The organism is Shewanella morhuae (assembly GCF_003028295.1).
GTDB lineage: Bacteria > Pseudomonadota > Gammaproteobacteria > Enterobacterales > Shewanellaceae > Shewanella > Shewanella morhuae.
On sequence record NZ_PYSG01000002.1, the window covers coordinates 1,770,788 to 1,787,150 of the forward strand.

At 43.5% G+C, this 16,363-nt stretch carries 16 protein-coding genes and 1 tRNA gene; 8 read left to right on the forward strand and 9 right to left on the reverse strand.

Features of this window, described 5'->3' with window-relative positions; translation table 11 throughout:
• Nucleotides 1-3: 3 nt before the first annotated feature.
• Nucleotides 4-861 carry an ion transporter gene (locus C9I43_RS08250; protein ID WP_076499609.1) on the reverse strand — a complete coding sequence of 286 codons (858 nt, stop codon included), beginning with the start codon at nucleotides 859-861 and terminating at the stop codon, nucleotides 4-6.
• Between the two features lie 187 nt (nucleotides 862-1,048).
• Between C9I43_RS08250 and C9I43_RS08255 the strand changes: the two genes are divergently transcribed.
• The 3 genes from C9I43_RS08255 to C9I43_RS08265 all read left to right on the forward strand — a co-directional run bounded on the left by C9I43_RS08255 (nucleotide 1,049) and on the right by C9I43_RS08265 (nucleotide 2,750).
• The gene (locus tag C9I43_RS08255) at nucleotides 1,049-1,570 is read left to right on the forward strand and encodes a L,D-transpeptidase family protein (RefSeq protein ID WP_076499607.1); all 522 of its coding nucleotides are present in this window, start codon (nucleotides 1,049-1,051) and stop codon (nucleotides 1,568-1,570) included.
• 172 nt (nucleotides 1,571-1,742) lie between these two features.
• Nucleotides 1,743-2,375: a VOC family protein gene (locus C9I43_RS08260; RefSeq protein WP_107883134.1), complete on the forward strand. Its 633-nt coding sequence runs from the start codon at nucleotides 1,743-1,745 to the stop codon at nucleotides 2,373-2,375.
• Between the two features lie 114 nt (nucleotides 2,376-2,489).
• Nucleotides 2,490-2,750: a DUF5062 family protein gene (locus C9I43_RS08265; RefSeq protein WP_006081993.1), complete on the forward strand. Its 261-nt coding sequence runs from the start codon at nucleotides 2,490-2,492 to the stop codon at nucleotides 2,748-2,750.
• A 103-nt stretch (nucleotides 2,751-2,853) separates the two neighbouring features.
• On the opposite strand, the gene C9I43_RS08270 is transcribed toward C9I43_RS08265, so the two are convergent.
• Nucleotides 2,854-3,774, reverse strand: a complete 921-nt coding sequence (locus C9I43_RS08270) for a M23 family metallopeptidase (protein WP_373316184.1) — start codon at nucleotides 3,772-3,774, stop codon at nucleotides 2,854-2,856.
• Between the two features lie 185 nt (nucleotides 3,775-3,959).
• On the reverse strand, nucleotides 3,960-4,832 hold the full coding sequence (locus C9I43_RS08275; RefSeq protein WP_107883135.1) for a 6-carboxytetrahydropterin synthase: 873 nt from the start codon (nucleotides 4,830-4,832) through the stop codon (nucleotides 3,960-3,962).
• 471 nt (nucleotides 4,833-5,303) lie between these two features.
• On the opposite strand from C9I43_RS08275, the gene C9I43_RS08280 reads away from it, so the two are divergent.
• Nucleotides 5,304-6,305 (forward strand): cytochrome-c peroxidase, encoded by a 1,002-nt coding sequence (locus tag C9I43_RS08280; RefSeq protein ID WP_076499603.1) that lies wholly within the window; start codon nucleotides 5,304-5,306, stop codon nucleotides 6,303-6,305.
• Nucleotides 6,306-6,419: 114 nt separating this feature from the next.
• On the opposite strand, the gene yejK is transcribed toward C9I43_RS08280, so the two are convergent.
• A complete protein-coding gene (gene yejK, locus C9I43_RS08285; protein WP_076499602.1) occupies nucleotides 6,420-7,448 on the reverse strand; it encodes a nucleoid-associated protein YejK in 1,029 nt (342 codons plus the stop codon).
• 77 nt (nucleotides 7,449-7,525) lie between these two features.
• Between yejK and C9I43_RS08290 the strand changes: the two genes are divergently transcribed.
• Nucleotides 7,526-7,744, forward strand: coding sequence for a YejL family protein (locus tag C9I43_RS08290; protein ID WP_107884088.1), 219 nt, complete (start codon nucleotides 7,526-7,528; stop codon nucleotides 7,742-7,744).
• 66 nt (nucleotides 7,745-7,810) lie between these two features.
• On the forward strand, nucleotides 7,811-9,595 hold the full coding sequence (locus tag C9I43_RS08295) for a DUF3413 domain-containing protein (protein WP_107883136.1): 1,785 nt from the start codon (nucleotides 7,811-7,813) through the stop codon (nucleotides 9,593-9,595).
• Nucleotides 9,596-9,761: 166 nt separating this feature from the next.
• Here the strand turns inward: C9I43_RS08295 and C9I43_RS08300 are convergent, their stop codons facing one another.
• Nucleotides 9,762-10,868: an NADH:flavin oxidoreductase/NADH oxidase gene (locus C9I43_RS08300; RefSeq protein ID WP_107883137.1), complete on the reverse strand. Its 1,107-nt coding sequence runs from the start codon at nucleotides 10,866-10,868 to the stop codon at nucleotides 9,762-9,764.
• 105 nt (nucleotides 10,869-10,973) lie between these two features.
• On the opposite strand from C9I43_RS08300, the gene C9I43_RS08305 reads away from it, so the two are divergent.
• Nucleotides 10,974-11,840 (forward strand): LysR family transcriptional regulator, encoded by an 867-nt coding sequence (locus C9I43_RS08305; RefSeq protein ID WP_076499598.1) that lies wholly within the window; start codon nucleotides 10,974-10,976, stop codon nucleotides 11,838-11,840.
• Nucleotides 11,841-12,046: 206 nt separating this feature from the next.
• On the opposite strand, the gene trmY is transcribed toward C9I43_RS08305, so the two are convergent.
• The 3 genes from trmY to C9I43_RS08320 all read right to left on the reverse strand — a co-directional run bounded on the left by trmY (nucleotide 12,047) and on the right by C9I43_RS08320 (nucleotide 14,629).
• Entirely contained in the window at nucleotides 12,047-12,643 is a 597-nt protein-coding gene (gene trmY / locus C9I43_RS08310) for a tRNA (pseudouridine(54)-N(1))-methyltransferase TrmY (protein ID WP_076499597.1), read from the reverse strand.
• Nucleotides 12,644-12,830: 187 nt separating this feature from the next.
• Nucleotides 12,831-12,907, reverse strand: a tRNA-Pro gene (locus C9I43_RS08315).
• Between the two features lie 243 nt (nucleotides 12,908-13,150).
• Nucleotides 13,151-14,629 (reverse strand): alpha/beta hydrolase, encoded by a 1,479-nt coding sequence (locus tag C9I43_RS08320; protein ID WP_107883138.1) that lies wholly within the window; start codon nucleotides 14,627-14,629, stop codon nucleotides 13,151-13,153.
• Between the two features lie 175 nt (nucleotides 14,630-14,804).
• Here C9I43_RS08320 and C9I43_RS08325 point away from each other — a divergent pair, with 175 nt between their 5' ends.
• A complete protein-coding gene (locus C9I43_RS08325) occupies nucleotides 14,805-15,293 on the forward strand; it encodes a DUF6942 family protein (RefSeq protein WP_107883139.1) in 489 nt (162 codons plus the stop codon).
• A 95-nt stretch (nucleotides 15,294-15,388) separates the two neighbouring features.
• Here the strand turns inward: C9I43_RS08325 and nadE are convergent, their stop codons facing one another.
• Nucleotides 15,389-16,219, reverse strand: a complete 831-nt coding sequence (gene nadE / locus C9I43_RS08330) for an NAD(+) synthase (RefSeq protein WP_107884090.1) — start codon at nucleotides 16,217-16,219, stop codon at nucleotides 15,389-15,391.
• Nucleotides 16,220-16,363 lie beyond the last annotated feature (144 nt).

Genomic DNA, 16,363 nt, shown 5'->3' on the forward strand with positions numbered 1-16,363 from the left:
CCATTATTTATCGCCTTTTTCAGCGGGGACATCTAATTTATCTAACTCGCAACCACAGCGGCTACAATACATGGCATCAAGATCGTGGCCAGTTTTGTGGCATTGGTTACAGCTGCGTAAGTCTCGACTTCGCCTCACCTCATGGGAAATTTCAGCCGTTAAAATACCCGTGGGGATAGCAATAATGGAATAACCAATGAGCATAGTTAACGACGCAATAGCCTGCCCTAATCCGGTCTGAGGAGTTATATCACCGTAGCCAACAGTGGTAATTGTCACAATCGTCCAATACACAGATTTAGGGATTGAACTAAAGCCATTATTAGGCCCTTCAACTACATACATTACTGCACTGAGCACCATAACGATCAAACTGACCGAGAAAAAAAATAAAAAAACCTTTCGGCTCGACTGCATCATTGCTTTAAGCAAAACATTACCTTCGCTTAAATAACGCAGAAGTTTGAGCACTCTGAAGATCCTGAATAACCTCAGTATGCGGATGACTAAGGTAAAGTTAGCACCGGGGAATAACAGCGCTAAATACGTGGGTAATACCGATAACAAATCTATTAGCCCATAAAAACTGCGAGCATACAGCACAGGATGGGTGGCACAGTATAAACGTAGACCATATTCAATCGTAAATATGACAGTAAAAACCCATTCTAATACACGAATAATTTGACCATATTCGCGATGAAACATTTCAACTGTATCGAGAAAGACCAAACCGACACTCAGCACAATACACAACATTAAGCCGATATCGAAATAGCGACCTGCGGGAGTATCTGTACCAAAAATAATGAGGCGTAATTGACGCTTTAATGGACTTTCGGATTGAATATTCTCAGGCATACAGATACACACTTCCTTGCAACTAACGTATTAACAGAGGGGTTACAACATAAATATGCCACGAGTCTGCCATGCAATTGCACTCAGCTCAAAATAATCTACTCACAGCGCGGTAAAATTACGGTATGATGCCGAAAAGTTAACAATCCATCTCATTCAACCCATGAGTTTATTTCCGAGGACTTTAATGCGCGCCACCCTACTTTCCACATTGACATACCTCACTGTGACTATCGCGGCACTGGCTTCACCCACATTACATGCCTCAGGCGCTTCTGGCATGGGTAAAGTGGATTTGGTGGTGATCACTAAATCTGAATCCCGCATGGCTTTACTGCGCGATGGCAAAATACTAAAACAATATCACATCGCTATGGGTGATTTACCCGCTGGACATAAGTTAAAGGAAGGTGACCAACGCACACCTCAAGGGCGCTATACCCTTGATTATAAAAAGTCAGATAGTGCTTATTATAAATCGATTCATATTTCCTACCCCAATGAAGAAGATAAATTGCGCGCAAAAGCCCTGGGCATTAGACCTGGCGGTATGATCATGATCCACGGCCAAAATCCTAAATCGTCATTGTCGCCCCAGCAAGCCCAACAATACAATTGGACTGACGGCTGTATCGCAATTACCAACGCCGAAATGGATGAAGTGTGGAAAGTGGTCGATGAAGGCACCCCGATTGAGATTTGGCCTTAATCTTAGCCCGCTTCCTATCGCAATATACCGATTAAGCATGAACAGAATATCCAATACGCCCAGTTTAATGGGCGTTTTTATTTAACGTTAAATCATGCTGTTAGTTGAATTATCGCTACTTATTTCAATTAAAGAATAGAAACTAACAGCAATAAAATCCCTTGGAGTCTCTATGGCTAAATCTAATGAACTCACTGCACCGTTAACTGCCGGCATCAGCTATGAGCAATTAACGCAACACTGGCCAGTCTTTGAAACGCAAATTTTGGCTTTACTCGACACCTTAGATTTAGCGGATAAAGCCCTGTTTTGCGATCACGTGGCACTGCGCGTTAATTCCATCACCAGCGCCGATGCACTGCGAGAGGCTTTTAGTCGCGTGGGAAATATTATTTCAGATAATATAATTAACGGCCGCACGATCCTTATTATCGAATTAGATACACCACTCACCCTCGGACAATTTCGCATTGACTGTATTGAATTACCCTACCCCAGCGATAAAGTATATCCACAAGAAGGGTGGGAACATATTGAACTGGTGATTGAATCAATGGCTGAAGATTGCCAAACCCTTAGCCAAGACTTACTAACTCTATGCCCTACGTTAAAGCCATTGTTGCAACCAACACCATCAACCCCAGAGGTTAGCCCCTACCAAGGCATCAAGGTTAAGATGAGCTCGCCAAAAGGCGATAAGGAACGTTTAGCCAACCCAACGATCGCTTTTAAACACGATAATGTGTGCATTAAAGTGCACTCCCATGGCATAAAAGCGGTCATTGCGAGTGAACAGCAAACATAAACAATAGAAATAATTGATATACCGCGCGGTTCCAAAGTGAGCCATAAGGTAAGCTGCTAATTGCAATCATTAATACCAGCATAGTAGGCTCGGTGTGCAACCAGAGGAACGCTAATGAAGCCACATAAAAATGAAGCGCAAATATTGAAATTTGCCATGGAAATCGGTGTTGGCTATGCCAAAAAACGCGGTTATGCTGATTTTGATAAAGGTATTTCACCTAAGGATAAGGTTGAGTGTATTTACCGGTTATTAGTCACAGATAACTTAATCCAACCACTGGCTAAAGACAAAGAAGATGGACCAAACATGAAACACAAGCTAATTTTGTGGATCACTCGTCAACTGCCAGCCGATCATCCATTGCTAAAATGATTTGCTAGTACACTTGCTCTTAATGCTCAGTAATACGAAGTTTTAACGGTAAGCAGCACACAAAAATGGCGCAACATTGCGCCATTTTTGTATAGTGTTAAACCTAACCTTTTACAGCCGTTTTCTTCGCTTTCTCATTTGCCAATACCGTTGCCATTGGCGGCACTATGGTTGTGGGATCAAGGCGCATTTGATACCAGTTCACCCGCCAATCTAGATGTGGGCCATTAGCTCGACCTGTCGCGCCAACCTCTGCCACAGCTTGGCCTTGCTTAACCACTTCACCTGTTTTGACGTAAAGCTTACTTAAATGTAAAAAACTCGAGCTCACGCCATATCCATGATCGATCACCATAGTCCCGCCAGAATAAAACATGTCAGGCACAGAAAGACTAATAACACCATCAGCCGGCGCGACCACCACTGTACCGGTTTTTGCCGCCACATCTACACCAAAGTGTGGATTACCTGGTACATCATTATAAATACGTTGACTACCATATACGCCTGAAATGCGGCCCGTTAATGGCCAAATAAACTCCTGCATAAATGCGGTTTGATTGCTAAAGCTCGCCCGCGCGGCTTTTACCTGCGCGCTGTCTTTTGCTGCTCTTTGCTGTGCTACGGGATCGGGCTTCATAATTTTTGAGCTGATCCCTTTTACACTTTGAATATCATACTCACGCTTAGTCAAGGTCAAGGGTTTAACCTCAGTTAAGCCGCTCGGATAAACTAAAGTTAACTGCTGACTCAATTCACCATCACGATCAAAACCAAAGGCAAAATTACCATCAGAGGTTACCTTAATAGCTTCACCATTTAAGGCAACCTGAGTCCCCGCAGGCACGTGACCCCGCATTAATGCGCCTTGTTCTAGCTTACCCTGTAAATTCACTTGTGCTTGCACCTGAGGCGCTATAAGCACTGAACCTAAAATTAATAATGCCGATAAGCCACGTGCAGAGCGTAAACAGCTAATGAATACACGATGAAATAACCGTGGCGGTATATGTGTTTCAAACATTTTCACAAAAAATCCTTATCTGTAATCAACTAATGCGTAACCAACTAATGCGTAACCAACTAATGCGTAACCAACTAATGCGTAACCAACTAATCTGCAGCCAAATAATACTATAATCAATAAGACCACTGATTAAGTCAGTCGTGCATCTGTGGTGCGCTCAAGCAAGCAACCTATCTTAACGTTTATCCCTTAGTCACTATCGCGCCTTTGCCTACTCCTTCAAACGCTACCACTTTAAACTGGCTGGTGGGGACTTTTGCAACCAAGGTAGTCGCGATAAAGTCGGCTAACAACTCCACCGTGGTGTCGTGCGGGATTAAATCACAGCAATTTTTTGGGATCGCTAATTGGAAGTCCCCTTGGGGCGCTTGATAATGGAAACCATAGTGCGTGTCGTCACAGACGCGCGTTTGCGCCGATAGGCTAAGGCTATCAACAGACACTAAATCCTCCTCACTCCCTAAATAAATATCGTGCCACCGCTTAGCCCAATACTGATCCCATTTGAGTGCCGGATGACCATTTTCAAAAATATGAATAGGGCTACGATGTCCGTGGGCAATACGTTGGCAATTACCATCATGCTTACGTAAACCATGGCTGTAATGATAATAAGGCGTATCGAGGATTTCGTGCCTCAACGTTAGAGTAATCCATTCAACATTTTTCGGTAACGTTTCACGTAACGCTTTTTGCAGAAATGCATTAACGCTTGATAGATCAATTTGTTCACTCGGTACTAAAGCAAATGCTTGCGACGGGCAGGCCAAATGCATTGGGCCCAATAAGCTGTCAAAATCCATCCATACTCGATCGCCCTGCTGCTGCCAACGCACATTACTGCACGCAGTGGGTACTAATAAACGATGATCGGCTACCATATCAATCGTTTGTTTTATCGTGCGCTTCACTTTTGCAAAATCGAGCAACATATTTTGCTCGTCTAATCCGCCTTCAAGCAGTACATCAACAATCCAACTCTCCCCCACCATGCCACGCTTAGTGCACAAGTAGGAAAAGTCGATTACCGTTAAATCTTTTACAAATAGTTGCATTGATGCTCCTCAGCAGAAAACAGTCCGCCTATTTATTTAATAGCACGACTTAGCAATGGCTAAGCGTACTCACTTGAGGCTCCAACAATGAAGCGCTCAATATTGAATGGGGATTCTAATCAATTCTGTCTATTGCCGCGACACATGAATCCACTTGGGGTTATATATATGCAGGCATTGATGACACAAACAGGATTATTGAAGGATGACTAATCGATAACATAGTCAAATTGACAAATACAAGTAAGGGATATAATGATGATGTATCGAGCCTGACGATTGGCGGGCAACATCTTGAGCCAAACAACAAACCTAACTGAGTAAGTAAATAAAAACAGTGCATTAGATCGCAAATACTTAATCCGCAACAGCGATAGACCCAATCGAAATAAAGCGTTACCACTTGACAACATTAGTCGCTAAGCTCCCTATAAACCACAATCTAAGTAAGGTTATATAGAGGGAAGCAACATGATCAAACTCACCGCTATTGCTATTATCATTACGGGCATTTTAGTGAATGCCCACGCCGTCGCTGCCGAGCCCATCGAAGTCATAAAGGCCGTGAAGATTACCGAACCAGAAAAAGTCGAACTCGGTAAAATGTTGTTTTTTGAACCAAGACTGTCTAAGTCTGGTTTTATCTCTTGTAACTCTTGCCATAATTTAGCGACAGGTGGTGTTGATGCACTCCCCACATCTATTGGTCACCATTGGCAGCAAGGTCCAATTAATTCACCCACAGTGCTTAATGCCGACTTTATGCTGGCACAATTTTGGGATGGCCGCGCCAGTGATTTAAAAGAGCAAGCTGCAGGCCCTATTGCTAACCCGATGGAAATGGGATTTACCCACGATCTTGCCACAGAAACGATCAGTTCTATACCCGCCTATCGAGCTCGTTTTGCTCAGGTTTATGGTGATGAAAAAGTCAATGTTGACCGTTTAACCGATGCCATTGCCGCCTTTGAAAAAACCTTAGTGACACCAAATAGTCCTTTCGATCAATATTTATTGGGCAAGCAAGATGCTATCAGTGTGGATGCGAAAGCAGGCTACCAGCTCTTTAAAGATAAGGGTTGTGTGAGCTGTCATAACGGTCCCGCCGTTGGTGGCACTATGTATATGAAAATGGGCTTAATTAAACCCTTCCACACCAACAATCCCGCCGAAGGCCGCAAAGGCGTCACGGGCAAAGAAGCAGATAAATTTGTGTTTAAAGTGCCAACACTGCGCAATATTGAGTTGACCTATCCGTACTTCCATGACGGCAGTGTATGGGAACTTGAAGACGCGATTAACACCATGGCGGACATTCAACTCGGTCAGAAAATGTCAGATAAAGAAATCAAAGAAATGCTGGCCTTTCTTGTCAGCTTGACGGGCGATCAACCCCAAATCGTACTTCCTATATTGCCACCATCAAATAAGAACACACCGCGCCCAGAGCCATTTAACCAAACGAGTCATTAAATCGCAGCGCGGTCCACTAAATCGATATAGATAGCGTTAATCTCAACAAAAAGGCCGAACGTAACTACGTTCGGCCTTTCACTGTCTAGATTAAAGCGATGGCTTAATCAGTCGCTATTCGCCTTTAAGACGACGGTCGAGCTGATCTTTTAAGTTTGCTGGCACACCTTTAATTAAAATTGTGTCAGAAATGGGATCGTAAATCACCCGCTGGCCTAAATGTCCGCCATCAAAACTTAAAGTTAATCCCCCACCAGTGCCCGAAAATTTCTTCAGTTGGCGCAGGGTTGATTTATCTGCAGGAAACTCTTCATCAAGATCATAATTACCACCACGGGCAAAATCATAAAAAGAGTCCATGCCTTCATCAGCGAGCTCATCGGCCAAATCTTTAATTTCGATATCAGCACCTTCATCAAAGCGCTCACTACAATATTCAAACACTTTATTACGGCACTGCTGGCGCTCGTCTTTAGTCAGCTCACTGCTGGCAACAAAATCTTCAACCGCATTCATTAGGGTTTTGTTTTGCGCTTTGGTGTTTACACCTTCAACGCAGCCCATAAAATCGAGGAAGAAGTCAGCGACTTTACGTCCCGCACGGCCACGGATAAAGGAAATATATTTACGGGATTCTTTATCTGCTTGCCACTCAGTCAAATCAATACGCGCCGCCAATTGGATATTATTTAAATCCAAGTGGTTATTTTGCGACAGTTCCATATCATCTAACACTGTCATCGACGATTTAGCACTTAACAAGGCCACGAACAGATAATCGCTAGTGATGCTGGTGTAGCAAGACATCAGTAAAAATCCGCCTTGGCTAAAGTCATATTTAGACAACTCTTCTTGTAGTAATTTACTGGCTTGGCCTGAAAACTCCACAAACCCTAAATCGTTACTACGGTATTGAGTTAAGGCATTGGCAAAAGCGGGGTTAGCCTCGCCGTCGTCACCCTGAATGCCAAAATAGCCAAAACCTTTACCGGCTTTGCCCGTATAAGTCTGGTGTAATTCGTCGAGCATCATCTCGACCGCCTGACCGTTCAGCAGAGGTTGAGGACGCAAACGGCAGCGTAATTGCCCCTGACTGTCCTGGGAAATCTCGTGAATAATTGCGTGTTCGATGTTAATACTCATAAGCCCTGATAGTGATACTGGGATAATTCCGCTATTATATGCCGCTAATCCATTCCAAAGTGAAACATTTTTTGATTATGGCAATCCAATCTAAATACTCAAACACTCAAGTAGAATCATTAATCGCCGAAATATTGGCTGTGTTAGAAAAGCATAAAGCACCGACAGACCTGAGCCTCATGGCATTGGGTAACTGCGTGACTAACCTGCTTGAACGTAAAGTGCCCAGTGAATCACGTAAAACCGTAGCTGAACAATTTGCAAAAGCACTCGCACAATCGGTTAAATCCCAGTAAGTTAACTGGGTAATCGTTGTCAAAAGCAGATAAGTTACAAGGTCTTTTAGGAATAAACGGATCACTATGGTCGAGCGGAAAAAGCAAATGAGCCGAGACAGAGTCTCACGGCTCATCAACTGGGGACATTGGTTCGCCTTCTTCAATGGCATATTAGCCATGATAGTTGGCTGCCGATATATTGGCAGTGTGGGTTATCCTGAAACCTGGTATGGCTGGATTTACCTTGGTGTCAGCACTATTGGTCAGTTTAGCTTTCTCGCTTTTATTGCCTACTTAATCTGTCTATTCCCACAGACCTTTATCTTGCCCTATTCAAAGATATTAAGGGGTATTGCGGCAGTAATTGCGACGTTAAGTCTATGTATTTTATTATACGACACCATTGTTTATGCCGATTATGGTATGCACTTAAGTCCTTTTGCCTTTGATTTAGCTTGGGCAGATCTTAATGCCTTGCTCCATGGCACTTCTTATATCGTCACGCCGTTAGCCATTATCGCCATAGAACTTACCGCGGCTAACTTTTTGTGGAAACGCATTGATAAAATTCAAAAGCTAAATTTAGGCAATAAAGTGATTACCTTAGTTGGCGTGTGCTTTATTAGTAGCCACTTGATCCACATTTGGGCCGATGCAGCCGATGTTACCGAAATAACCCGTTTAGACGAGATTTATCCGCTATCTTACCCAGCAACAGCGCGCTCCTTTATGGAAAGCCATGGTATAGACGGTTCATCCCAAGACGAAAACCACAATACCAGTGTATTGAATTATCCTGAGCAACCGCTCACCTGCCAAGCTGACACGAAACCGAATGTGTTAATGATCACCATCGACAGTTTACGCGCTGATATGGTCGATAATAGAAACATGCCATTCTTATCCCAGTACACTGAAACCAATCAATCTTTTACCCAACATTTTAGTGGTGGCAACCAATTTAGAACCGGTATGTTCTCGCTACTTTATGGTCTACAAGGCAGCTATGGAGATGCCCGTATTTTTAATAGCACCAGCCCTGTATTAACCCGAACCTTTCAGCAAGCAGGTTATCAACTGGGACTATTTATACCCGAAACGAATCTCAAATTACGCTCATCACAGGCGATGTTTAATGACTTTTCGCCAGTGGTTGCTAACGAAAGCAATGGTAGTGCCGATGCTGACTTGCAAACTGTAGCCAATTTTAACCAGTGGCACAGTGTTCAAGATAAACCTTGGTTTGCACTGCTCAACTTAAAGGCACCAGAAAATTTCGATACTCCAGTAGGATTTCTCGGCGTAGAAACAATAAAAGCGGATCCAGCCTTAACCCCGGCACAAAAAGTATTGTTTAACCAGTATCGCCAATCATTGTATTTTATTGATCAACAACTTAAAGCGATTTTGGCGCAGGTATCGAGCGACACCTTGGTCATTATCACTGGTGTGAATGGTAAAATATTTACCAGTAATACTGATGAAGCTTACCGCAATTTATCCCCACAGAGTGTCAAAGTGCCGTTAGTTATTCACTGGCCCAAAGCGGCGAGTGCGAGCAAGGTCAAATACCGAACCAGTCATTACGGCTTAGTCCCCACACTGATGACTCATATTTTAGGTTGTACTAATCACACTACAGATTACAGCGCTGGTCGCAGCCTACTGCAACCGAGTAAAGAAACGTGGATTTATATTGGGGATAGCACTATCTTCGCCATTTACCAACAGGCTGAAGTCACCGTGATTGACCGCCACGGAAAGTACCGTATTTATGATGAAAATTATCAACATAGACTCAATAAAAAAATGAGTGCACCAGAGCTTATTGAAGTGATGCGTGAAGGCCGGCGTTTCTATAACCATTAATATCATCTATAGCTTAGCAATGAGCTCAACTGAAAAGCCCCACTCTTCCAAGAGCGGGGCTTTTTTGTATTTGGGTCTAAAGATCATATCTTTGCCGCTAACGCAAAAAGCCACTATCAATTGATAGTGGCTTTAAAAATAAGCTCAAGCTTGAGTCTGCTATCGACTAATCGGCTTTGACTGTTGAGTAACGCTCTAACCAATGTGCATAAGGGGCCGGTAATACCCAAGATGGACGGGTAATTTTTAACGTTTGCGCCGCTTGATATGGCCAATGCGGATTAGCTAAAAAGGCTTTTCCTATCATTACCAGATCCATTTGTTCATCTTCAATTGCGCTATTAGCGTGTACTGGATTATCCATGCCCCACGATGTGGCCACAGGGAAGCCGACTTCCTGTCGAACACGCGCGGCAATAGGCGCTAAGAATGCAGGGCTCCAAGGAATATTGGCGGTCGGTGTTGAGAAACAAATACTAACATTAAGCATATCCAAACCGGCTTGTTTAAATTGCTTTACCAAGGCGATTGACTCACAAAGCGTTTCTTCATCTTTATGATCAAATTCAATCACGCCAAATCGCGCAGTTAAAGGTAAATGCTGGGGCCAAACTGCCCGTACTGCTGCAACCGTTTCTAATAAAAAGCGGCCACGCCCTTCTGCGCTGCCGCCATATTTATCGGTACGTTGGTTAGCATAAGTTGAGAAAAAGCTCTGGGCTAAATAACCGTGGGCAAAATGCAATTCTAACCATTCAAAGCCAGCCGCTAAAGCGCGCTGCGCTGCCGCAACAAAATCCGCTTGAACACGCTCAATATCTTCAACCGTCATGGCCGTAGGTACAACCGGTAAATTAGCACCAAACGCCGTCGCTGAGGGCGAAATAGGCTGCCAACCTTGTGGATCATCATGTGCAATATGATCATCGCCTTCCCACGGAATATGGGCACTCGCCTTACGGCCGGCATGACCAATTTGAATCCCTGCCACAGCGCCCGCATTTTTAATCGCGCTAGCAATCTTAGCTAAACCTTGTGCTTGTTCATCATTCCATAATCCAAGACATTTTGGCGTAATGCGTCCTTCTGGAGATACCGCAGTGGCTTCAACCACCACAAGTCCAGCGCCGCCTCTGGCAAGACTAGCGTAATGTACCTGATGCCACTCGTTAGTGAGGCCATCAGTGGCTTGGTATTGGCACATAGGTGCTACAGCAATACGGTTTTTGAGGGTGATATCTTTGAGCTTAAAAGATGAAAATAAATCGACCATGGGATTTCCTGTTTCTGTTGTCACTACAATTCAATGGCGACAGACTAGCCCCATCGTGCCATAATTAAAAGCACATATAGATTATAGATTTGATAAAGTTTACTTATGATAAATCCACAGTGGCTACATACCTTTGCTGTTTTGGTCGAGAAAGGCAACTTTACTCGCACGGCGGAAGCTATCGGGATTACTCAGGCGGCCGTGAGCCAACATATCAGTCGCTTAGAAGATAGATATGGCACACTATTTTTGCGCCGTACCCGCCAGCTTGAAATCACTCCCGTAGGGGAAAATCTGCTCACCTATGTAAAAGAAGTCGAGTGTGCCCAAAAACGCCTACAACAAAAGCTTATCCACGATGACACAGATACAGGCGATATAAGCCTTATTACACCAGGCAGCATTGGGCTAACCCTGTATCCGCTATTACTGGAGTTACAAGAGGCGTTTCCTAGGCTTAATGTCCGCCATCGTTTTGCGCCAGATAATGAGATAGTGGCCTCTATTTTAGCGAACGAACATGAATTGGGAATGGTGACATTAAAGCCCACCGATCCACGCATTACGAGTACCTATTTTACTGAAGAACCCTTGGAATTAGTGGTACCTGCCAGTCAGAAAAATACCGAATGGCCTGATTTACAAAAACTTGGCTTTATATCTCACCCAGATGGTGAAGCGATGGCCACTCGCCTACTTAGCCGTAAATGCCCCGATAGCCCCAGTATTCAAGAAATCCCCTACCATGGATTTACAAACCAGATAAGTTTGATCCTCGAACCTGTCGCAAAGGGGCTTGGTTTTACCGTGATCCCACAATACGCCCGAAAAGCCTTTGAGCGCCAAGAGGATATTTACGTTGTGGAATGTGGTAGCCAAGTCGTAGACACCATTTGGCTTATCCACCGAGCGGAATGGCCTTTGTCACTGCGAGCACAAAAAGCCATTGAATTTTTAAAAGGTAAAATATAACGCCTCTTTAGTGGCTATTTTAGTAAAAGCTAACGCCCTTATATTAAAACTCTTATTTATAGAATCGAAACCATAGTTAACAACAGTTGGTAAAGCCGTTTAACAATACGTCGTGATGAATCGTTTAAAAACAAAAAAGCCCCATTTAAAAATGGGGCTTACTGACTAAAGGCTAAAATTAGCGATAGCTCAATAAAATTAAGTAGTTATTGATTTATGTCCAATTCATTGTGAATGAGTACCACGCACTGTGAAGCAAACAACATTTTTGGTCCAAGACTGATTTTTTGTGCCCCAAGTCGTTTTAGGGTATTAAAGCTTTTTTTCGGCATAGGAATATGGTCAGTTAGTAAGAAGCAGGGGTTTCCCACAAATTCTTGCTCACGGATCGAGGTGCCCTTTTTATCCATCATAAACAATTGATAATCGACCGCGAGTTCTTGCACCAATTTTTCAAAACTAATGGTGCTTACACTAATTCCTTGGTCAACAATACGCGTTTGCTCTTTGGTCATACCCCTTGAAATATCTAACGCTTTGGCTATTTTTGCAAGCAAAGCTTGCTCGTGAAAACCACCAATATGGCAAATATTTCGAGTATCGAAACAGATAGTACGGGAGAAATCGTTAGTACTTTCTAATACCAGATAAACGACAACATCGTTACGATGTGACTGAGCCACAAAAATCGTATTCATCAAAGTGTGCGCTAAAATTTCGGTGTGCGCTTCTTGGCCAACGGATGCTAAAAGCAACTGACTATCAGTCGGTGCAGATCTTGCTCGTAAAACAAAAGCGCGCATAGATAAATGTCCACTCAATGAAGTTTTTAATACTGGGCTCGTAAGGTATGTTTATGTGGGTGTTTCTAGCCATAAACAATACATAAAACAAAACCCCGTTTTAGCAATGCTAACACGGGGTTTTGTTTTAACTTAACAGTGGTCTTACTTTAAATTTTAAAATAATGTCACAATCAAGTCTAGAATTTGGTCGGTATGAGAGGATTCGAACCTCCGACCCCTGACACCCCATGACAGTGCGCTACCGGGCTGCGCTACATACCGAAATTATTAAGTGCGTTAAAATAGCAGCTCGTATTTAACTTGCTGTAACTTAGCATGTTTTATCACTAAATTAATCTTTATCACTTGTCACTTAAGATACTATTTGTGGGGTTAACCTTAAGTGAGCCAGAACTGTAGCAATTGCCTTGCAACTGCGCAAGGGATTCATGACATCTCTTTGATTAACTGCTTAGTTTCTGGCCTGTGTGATAAAGATTTATTCAATATGGGGCGTAAAATAAGCTACTGCATCTGAGCGAGCCGATATTCATCAATCCGTTCTAGCAAATAGGGGAAGAAAGGGTTCCATTTTTGTCGCAACATTTCAGATGCTGGCACACTATATAACCCTCGCTCTCCACGCGAAGCGGCCGCGCCGATTTGAATTCGACGATGATCTGATTTGATAACAGCCCCATAGAGACCATCTTCTATACCAAATGGCAGTGCCACATGGGACAAAGAGTACACACCCGCAGGCCAAAACAAATCAAGTGTTTGGACTTGTTTATTATTTTGCGTAAGCCATTCACCTTGTTGGTTTAGACCAAAGCCGCGCGCTTGTACTTGTGTGGAGTCATGGCTGACATTTTCAACCACGGTGCCACGATAATGTAGCTGCTCACTGTTGATGCTATGCTGCAAAAAAGTCAGAGGATCATTGCTGATCAGTTTGACATTAATGTCGAGTCGATTCATATCAAACAGCACCAGTTCATGGCCTTTATCTGGCAACAACTGATAAAGATTATCAACCACTGCCAAGGAGGACACGGTGGCATCAACGACTGACTGAAACGTCAGTATCGATGGAATTTGCATGCGTTGCGCCGCAGTTAATTCTGCTAACATCCCTTGATTACGCAGCGCCAATTGATACACCACATCCCCTGCATTAACCGCAAAAGAGTTATATTTGAAGGGATCGTATTCAACTTGAAGACTGTTCCATTGTAATTTATCCAGCTCCAGCAATCGGCCTATCCAGCTTTGCCAGCGTGCAGCGGCGGCTATTGGCGCAAGGCCTATCGCGGGAGAGATAAAAATCATCCCAGTATAATCTGCGGTTTTATCTTGGCGGACGCGTGCTAATTCATGATTAAGCGCCACTGCGGCGCCGGTCGAAAAGCCAACCACAAATAACGGTTTACCTTTAAGTGCTTGGTGCATATGCGCTGTAGCTAAGTCCACCGCTGCTGCGAGATCCTGCCAATACAACTCAGTTAATCCGCCAGGAATAGTGCCATGCCCTGGCAATCTTAAACCCAGCACGTGGGCTTTACCCTTAAAATGCGCCGCCACATTGGATAAAGCATAGGGCGAATCAGACATACCGTGGAGCAGTAATACTCCAAATTCTGCATTTGCCACAGGCCATTCAAAACTACGATTCCAATTTTGTGACCAATGAGCAGGGTCTGACAAACTATGTTTAACGTAGCGATTCACAGGAGAAAATTCACTGGCGGGAATTTTTTGTACTACTTTACGTTCAACTTCGGCGAATAATTTATCTTCTAATGCTAAATATTCATCAAAGTGAGTCAGTTTAGTATCATAATGAAACTCATTTTTAAGCTCAACGGTGTGCCAAAGCGACAGTTCTGGCCGTGCATTAAGAAGATAAATGCCTGTTACGAGTAACGCCAACACTATGCCAATACTCGCGTACACCGCGGCTAAAAATACGTGTTTTGTCGAGCCTATGATGATGGCCTTCATAGCGGTCCTTCAAATAGAATAAATAAGTCATTCAATGAAACGGTTAAATTTAGATAAACACAACTAGCAAGATTTTTACCCAAATACACAAAACTTTTATCAGCCTACTCAACACATTACAAAAAATAAGGTTAACATAGGTTTTCCCTTCATTTGGATTAGATAATAAAACAACATGATAATCGGTCATCCGCAAAGCCAATTCGCCTACTACTTGCCTACCCCACCACTGATACCTGACGGTTGGCATTACAGTCAAGTAGAAGCTATCGCGGCGCTAATCGCCCTAAACGGTAATCATTGGCGTAAGATATTCACTATTATGGCAAAAATTAGCCTACCTGAGGGGGATTGGCGTCATTACCGCGACCAAATATTACTAAAACGTAATGAGATGATCTGCATCGGCGGCACTGAGTTGATTGCAAGCGCTAAGGTTCATATCGTTGCGGGGCAAATGGCCGCTCACCGTTTAGGGCTCTCTTTGGCAACTATCGATTACACTAACGCTGCACAGCTGCTATCAATACAACATAAATCGATTACCTTCATTAAACTGCCGACACACCCAGCACAGTATTGCCTACTCACGCCTTATCTAGATTATCGCCAATACCCGAATCAGCTCATTGAACTCACTCGCCAGCAAATAATGACGCTGTAATCAACTCTGCTAGCGCATCCACAACATGAAATTTCAGTCAATAAAAAGCACTCGCGAAAAATTCAAACGAGTGCTGATTGAATGACAGTAAAATATTAATCGTAAATGGTGGGGATAGGTCGGCGTTTATGCTGTGTTAACTTATAAATACCGATTAACTTCTCTTCGACCGCTTTACCGACATCTTTGCCTTCAAGAAAATCATCGATTTGTGCATAGGTTAGCCCTAGTGCGACCTCATCCTCGAGTAACGGCTTATTGTCTTCTAAATCCGCGGTGGGCGCTTTATTCACTAAGATGTCATCAGCTCCAAGATAGGCCGCAAGCTTGCGTACTTGGCGTTTATTCAAGCCAAATAAAGGCGCTAAATCGCAAGCGCCATCACCCCATTTAGTATAAAAGCCAGTGATGTTTTCAGCGCTGTGATCAGTGCCCACCACCAGCCCGCCAACCAAACCAGCGAGTTCATACTGGGCAATCATGCGCATACGTGCTTTAACGTTACCTTTAACAAAATCAACCTTAGCCGAATCAGGCAGTGGCAAGCCTGCCTCAGCTAACGCTGCAATTGTCGCACTATGTATGCCATCGACGCCTTGGTGTACATTGATGGTCGCTAACTTAGAGGGTTGAATAAATTGACAAGCAAGCTGAGCTTCATGTTCATCTTGCTGAATTTGATAGGGTAAACGTACCGCAATAAATTGGTATCCTCCTTGGCTATCCTCATGGTTCAAGCTCTCTACCGCTAATTGGCACAATCGCCCAGCAGCAGAAGAATCAACACCACCACTGATGCCTAATACCAACGTCTTGCTGCGTGCTTCTTTTAGTTTGGTTTTAATAAATGCGACACGACGTTGTACTTCAAACTCTGGCTCTATGGCCGAGAGAACTTTCATTTCTCTTAAGATTTGCGCTTTCACCGAAAATTCCACCTTAATAATCGCTGTATCAGGACTCACTTACGTTAACATTTATTCGTAACCGCCTGTAGCTAAAATTATCGATTATCCGCTTGATGATAACTTCATCGATAAAAATAAGGGCAACAACGGTGCGCCGTTATT

What these genes read in the sequence shown, in the direction of transcription:
- C9I43_RS08250 (WP_076499609.1), bottom strand. Translation starts at nt 861, where the DNA reads ATGCCTGAGAATATTCAATCCGAAAGTCCATTAAAGCGTCAATTACGC.
- C9I43_RS08255 (WP_076499607.1), top strand. Translation starts at nt 1,049, where the DNA reads ATGCGCGCCACCCTACTTTCCACATTGACATACCTCACTGTGACTATC.
- C9I43_RS08260 (WP_107883134.1), top strand. Translation starts at nt 1,743, where the DNA reads ATGGCTAAATCTAATGAACTCACTGCACCGTTAACTGCCGGCATCAGC.
- C9I43_RS08265 (WP_006081993.1), top strand. Translation starts at nt 2,490, where the DNA reads ATGAAGCCACATAAAAATGAAGCGCAAATATTGAAATTTGCCATGGAA.
- C9I43_RS08270 (WP_373316184.1), bottom strand. Translation starts at nt 3,774, where the DNA reads ATGTTTGAAACACATATACCGCCACGGTTATTTCATCGTGTATTCATT.
- C9I43_RS08275 (WP_107883135.1), bottom strand. Translation starts at nt 4,832, where the DNA reads ATGCAACTATTTGTAAAAGATTTAACGGTAATCGACTTTTCCTACTTG.
- C9I43_RS08280 (WP_076499603.1), top strand. Translation starts at nt 5,304, where the DNA reads ATGATCAAACTCACCGCTATTGCTATTATCATTACGGGCATTTTAGTG.
- yejK (WP_076499602.1), bottom strand. Translation starts at nt 7,448, where the DNA reads ATGAGTATTAACATCGAACACGCAATTATTCACGAGATTTCCCAGGAC.
- C9I43_RS08290 (WP_107884088.1), top strand. Translation starts at nt 7,526, where the DNA reads ATGGCAATCCAATCTAAATACTCAAACACTCAAGTAGAATCATTAATC.
- C9I43_RS08295 (WP_107883136.1), top strand. Translation starts at nt 7,811, where the DNA reads ATGGTCGAGCGGAAAAAGCAAATGAGCCGAGACAGAGTCTCACGGCTC.
- C9I43_RS08300 (WP_107883137.1), bottom strand. Translation starts at nt 10,868, where the DNA reads ATGGTCGATTTATTTTCATCTTTTAAGCTCAAAGATATCACCCTCAAA.
- C9I43_RS08305 (WP_076499598.1), top strand. Translation starts at nt 10,974, where the DNA reads ATGATAAATCCACAGTGGCTACATACCTTTGCTGTTTTGGTCGAGAAA.
- trmY (WP_076499597.1), bottom strand. Translation starts at nt 12,643, where the DNA reads ATGCGCGCTTTTGTTTTACGAGCAAGATCTGCACCGACTGATAGTCAG.
- C9I43_RS08320 (WP_107883138.1), bottom strand. Translation starts at nt 14,629, where the DNA reads ATGAAGGCCATCATCATAGGCTCGACAAAACACGTATTTTTAGCCGCG.
- C9I43_RS08325 (WP_107883139.1), top strand. Translation starts at nt 14,805, where the DNA reads ATGATAATCGGTCATCCGCAAAGCCAATTCGCCTACTACTTGCCTACC.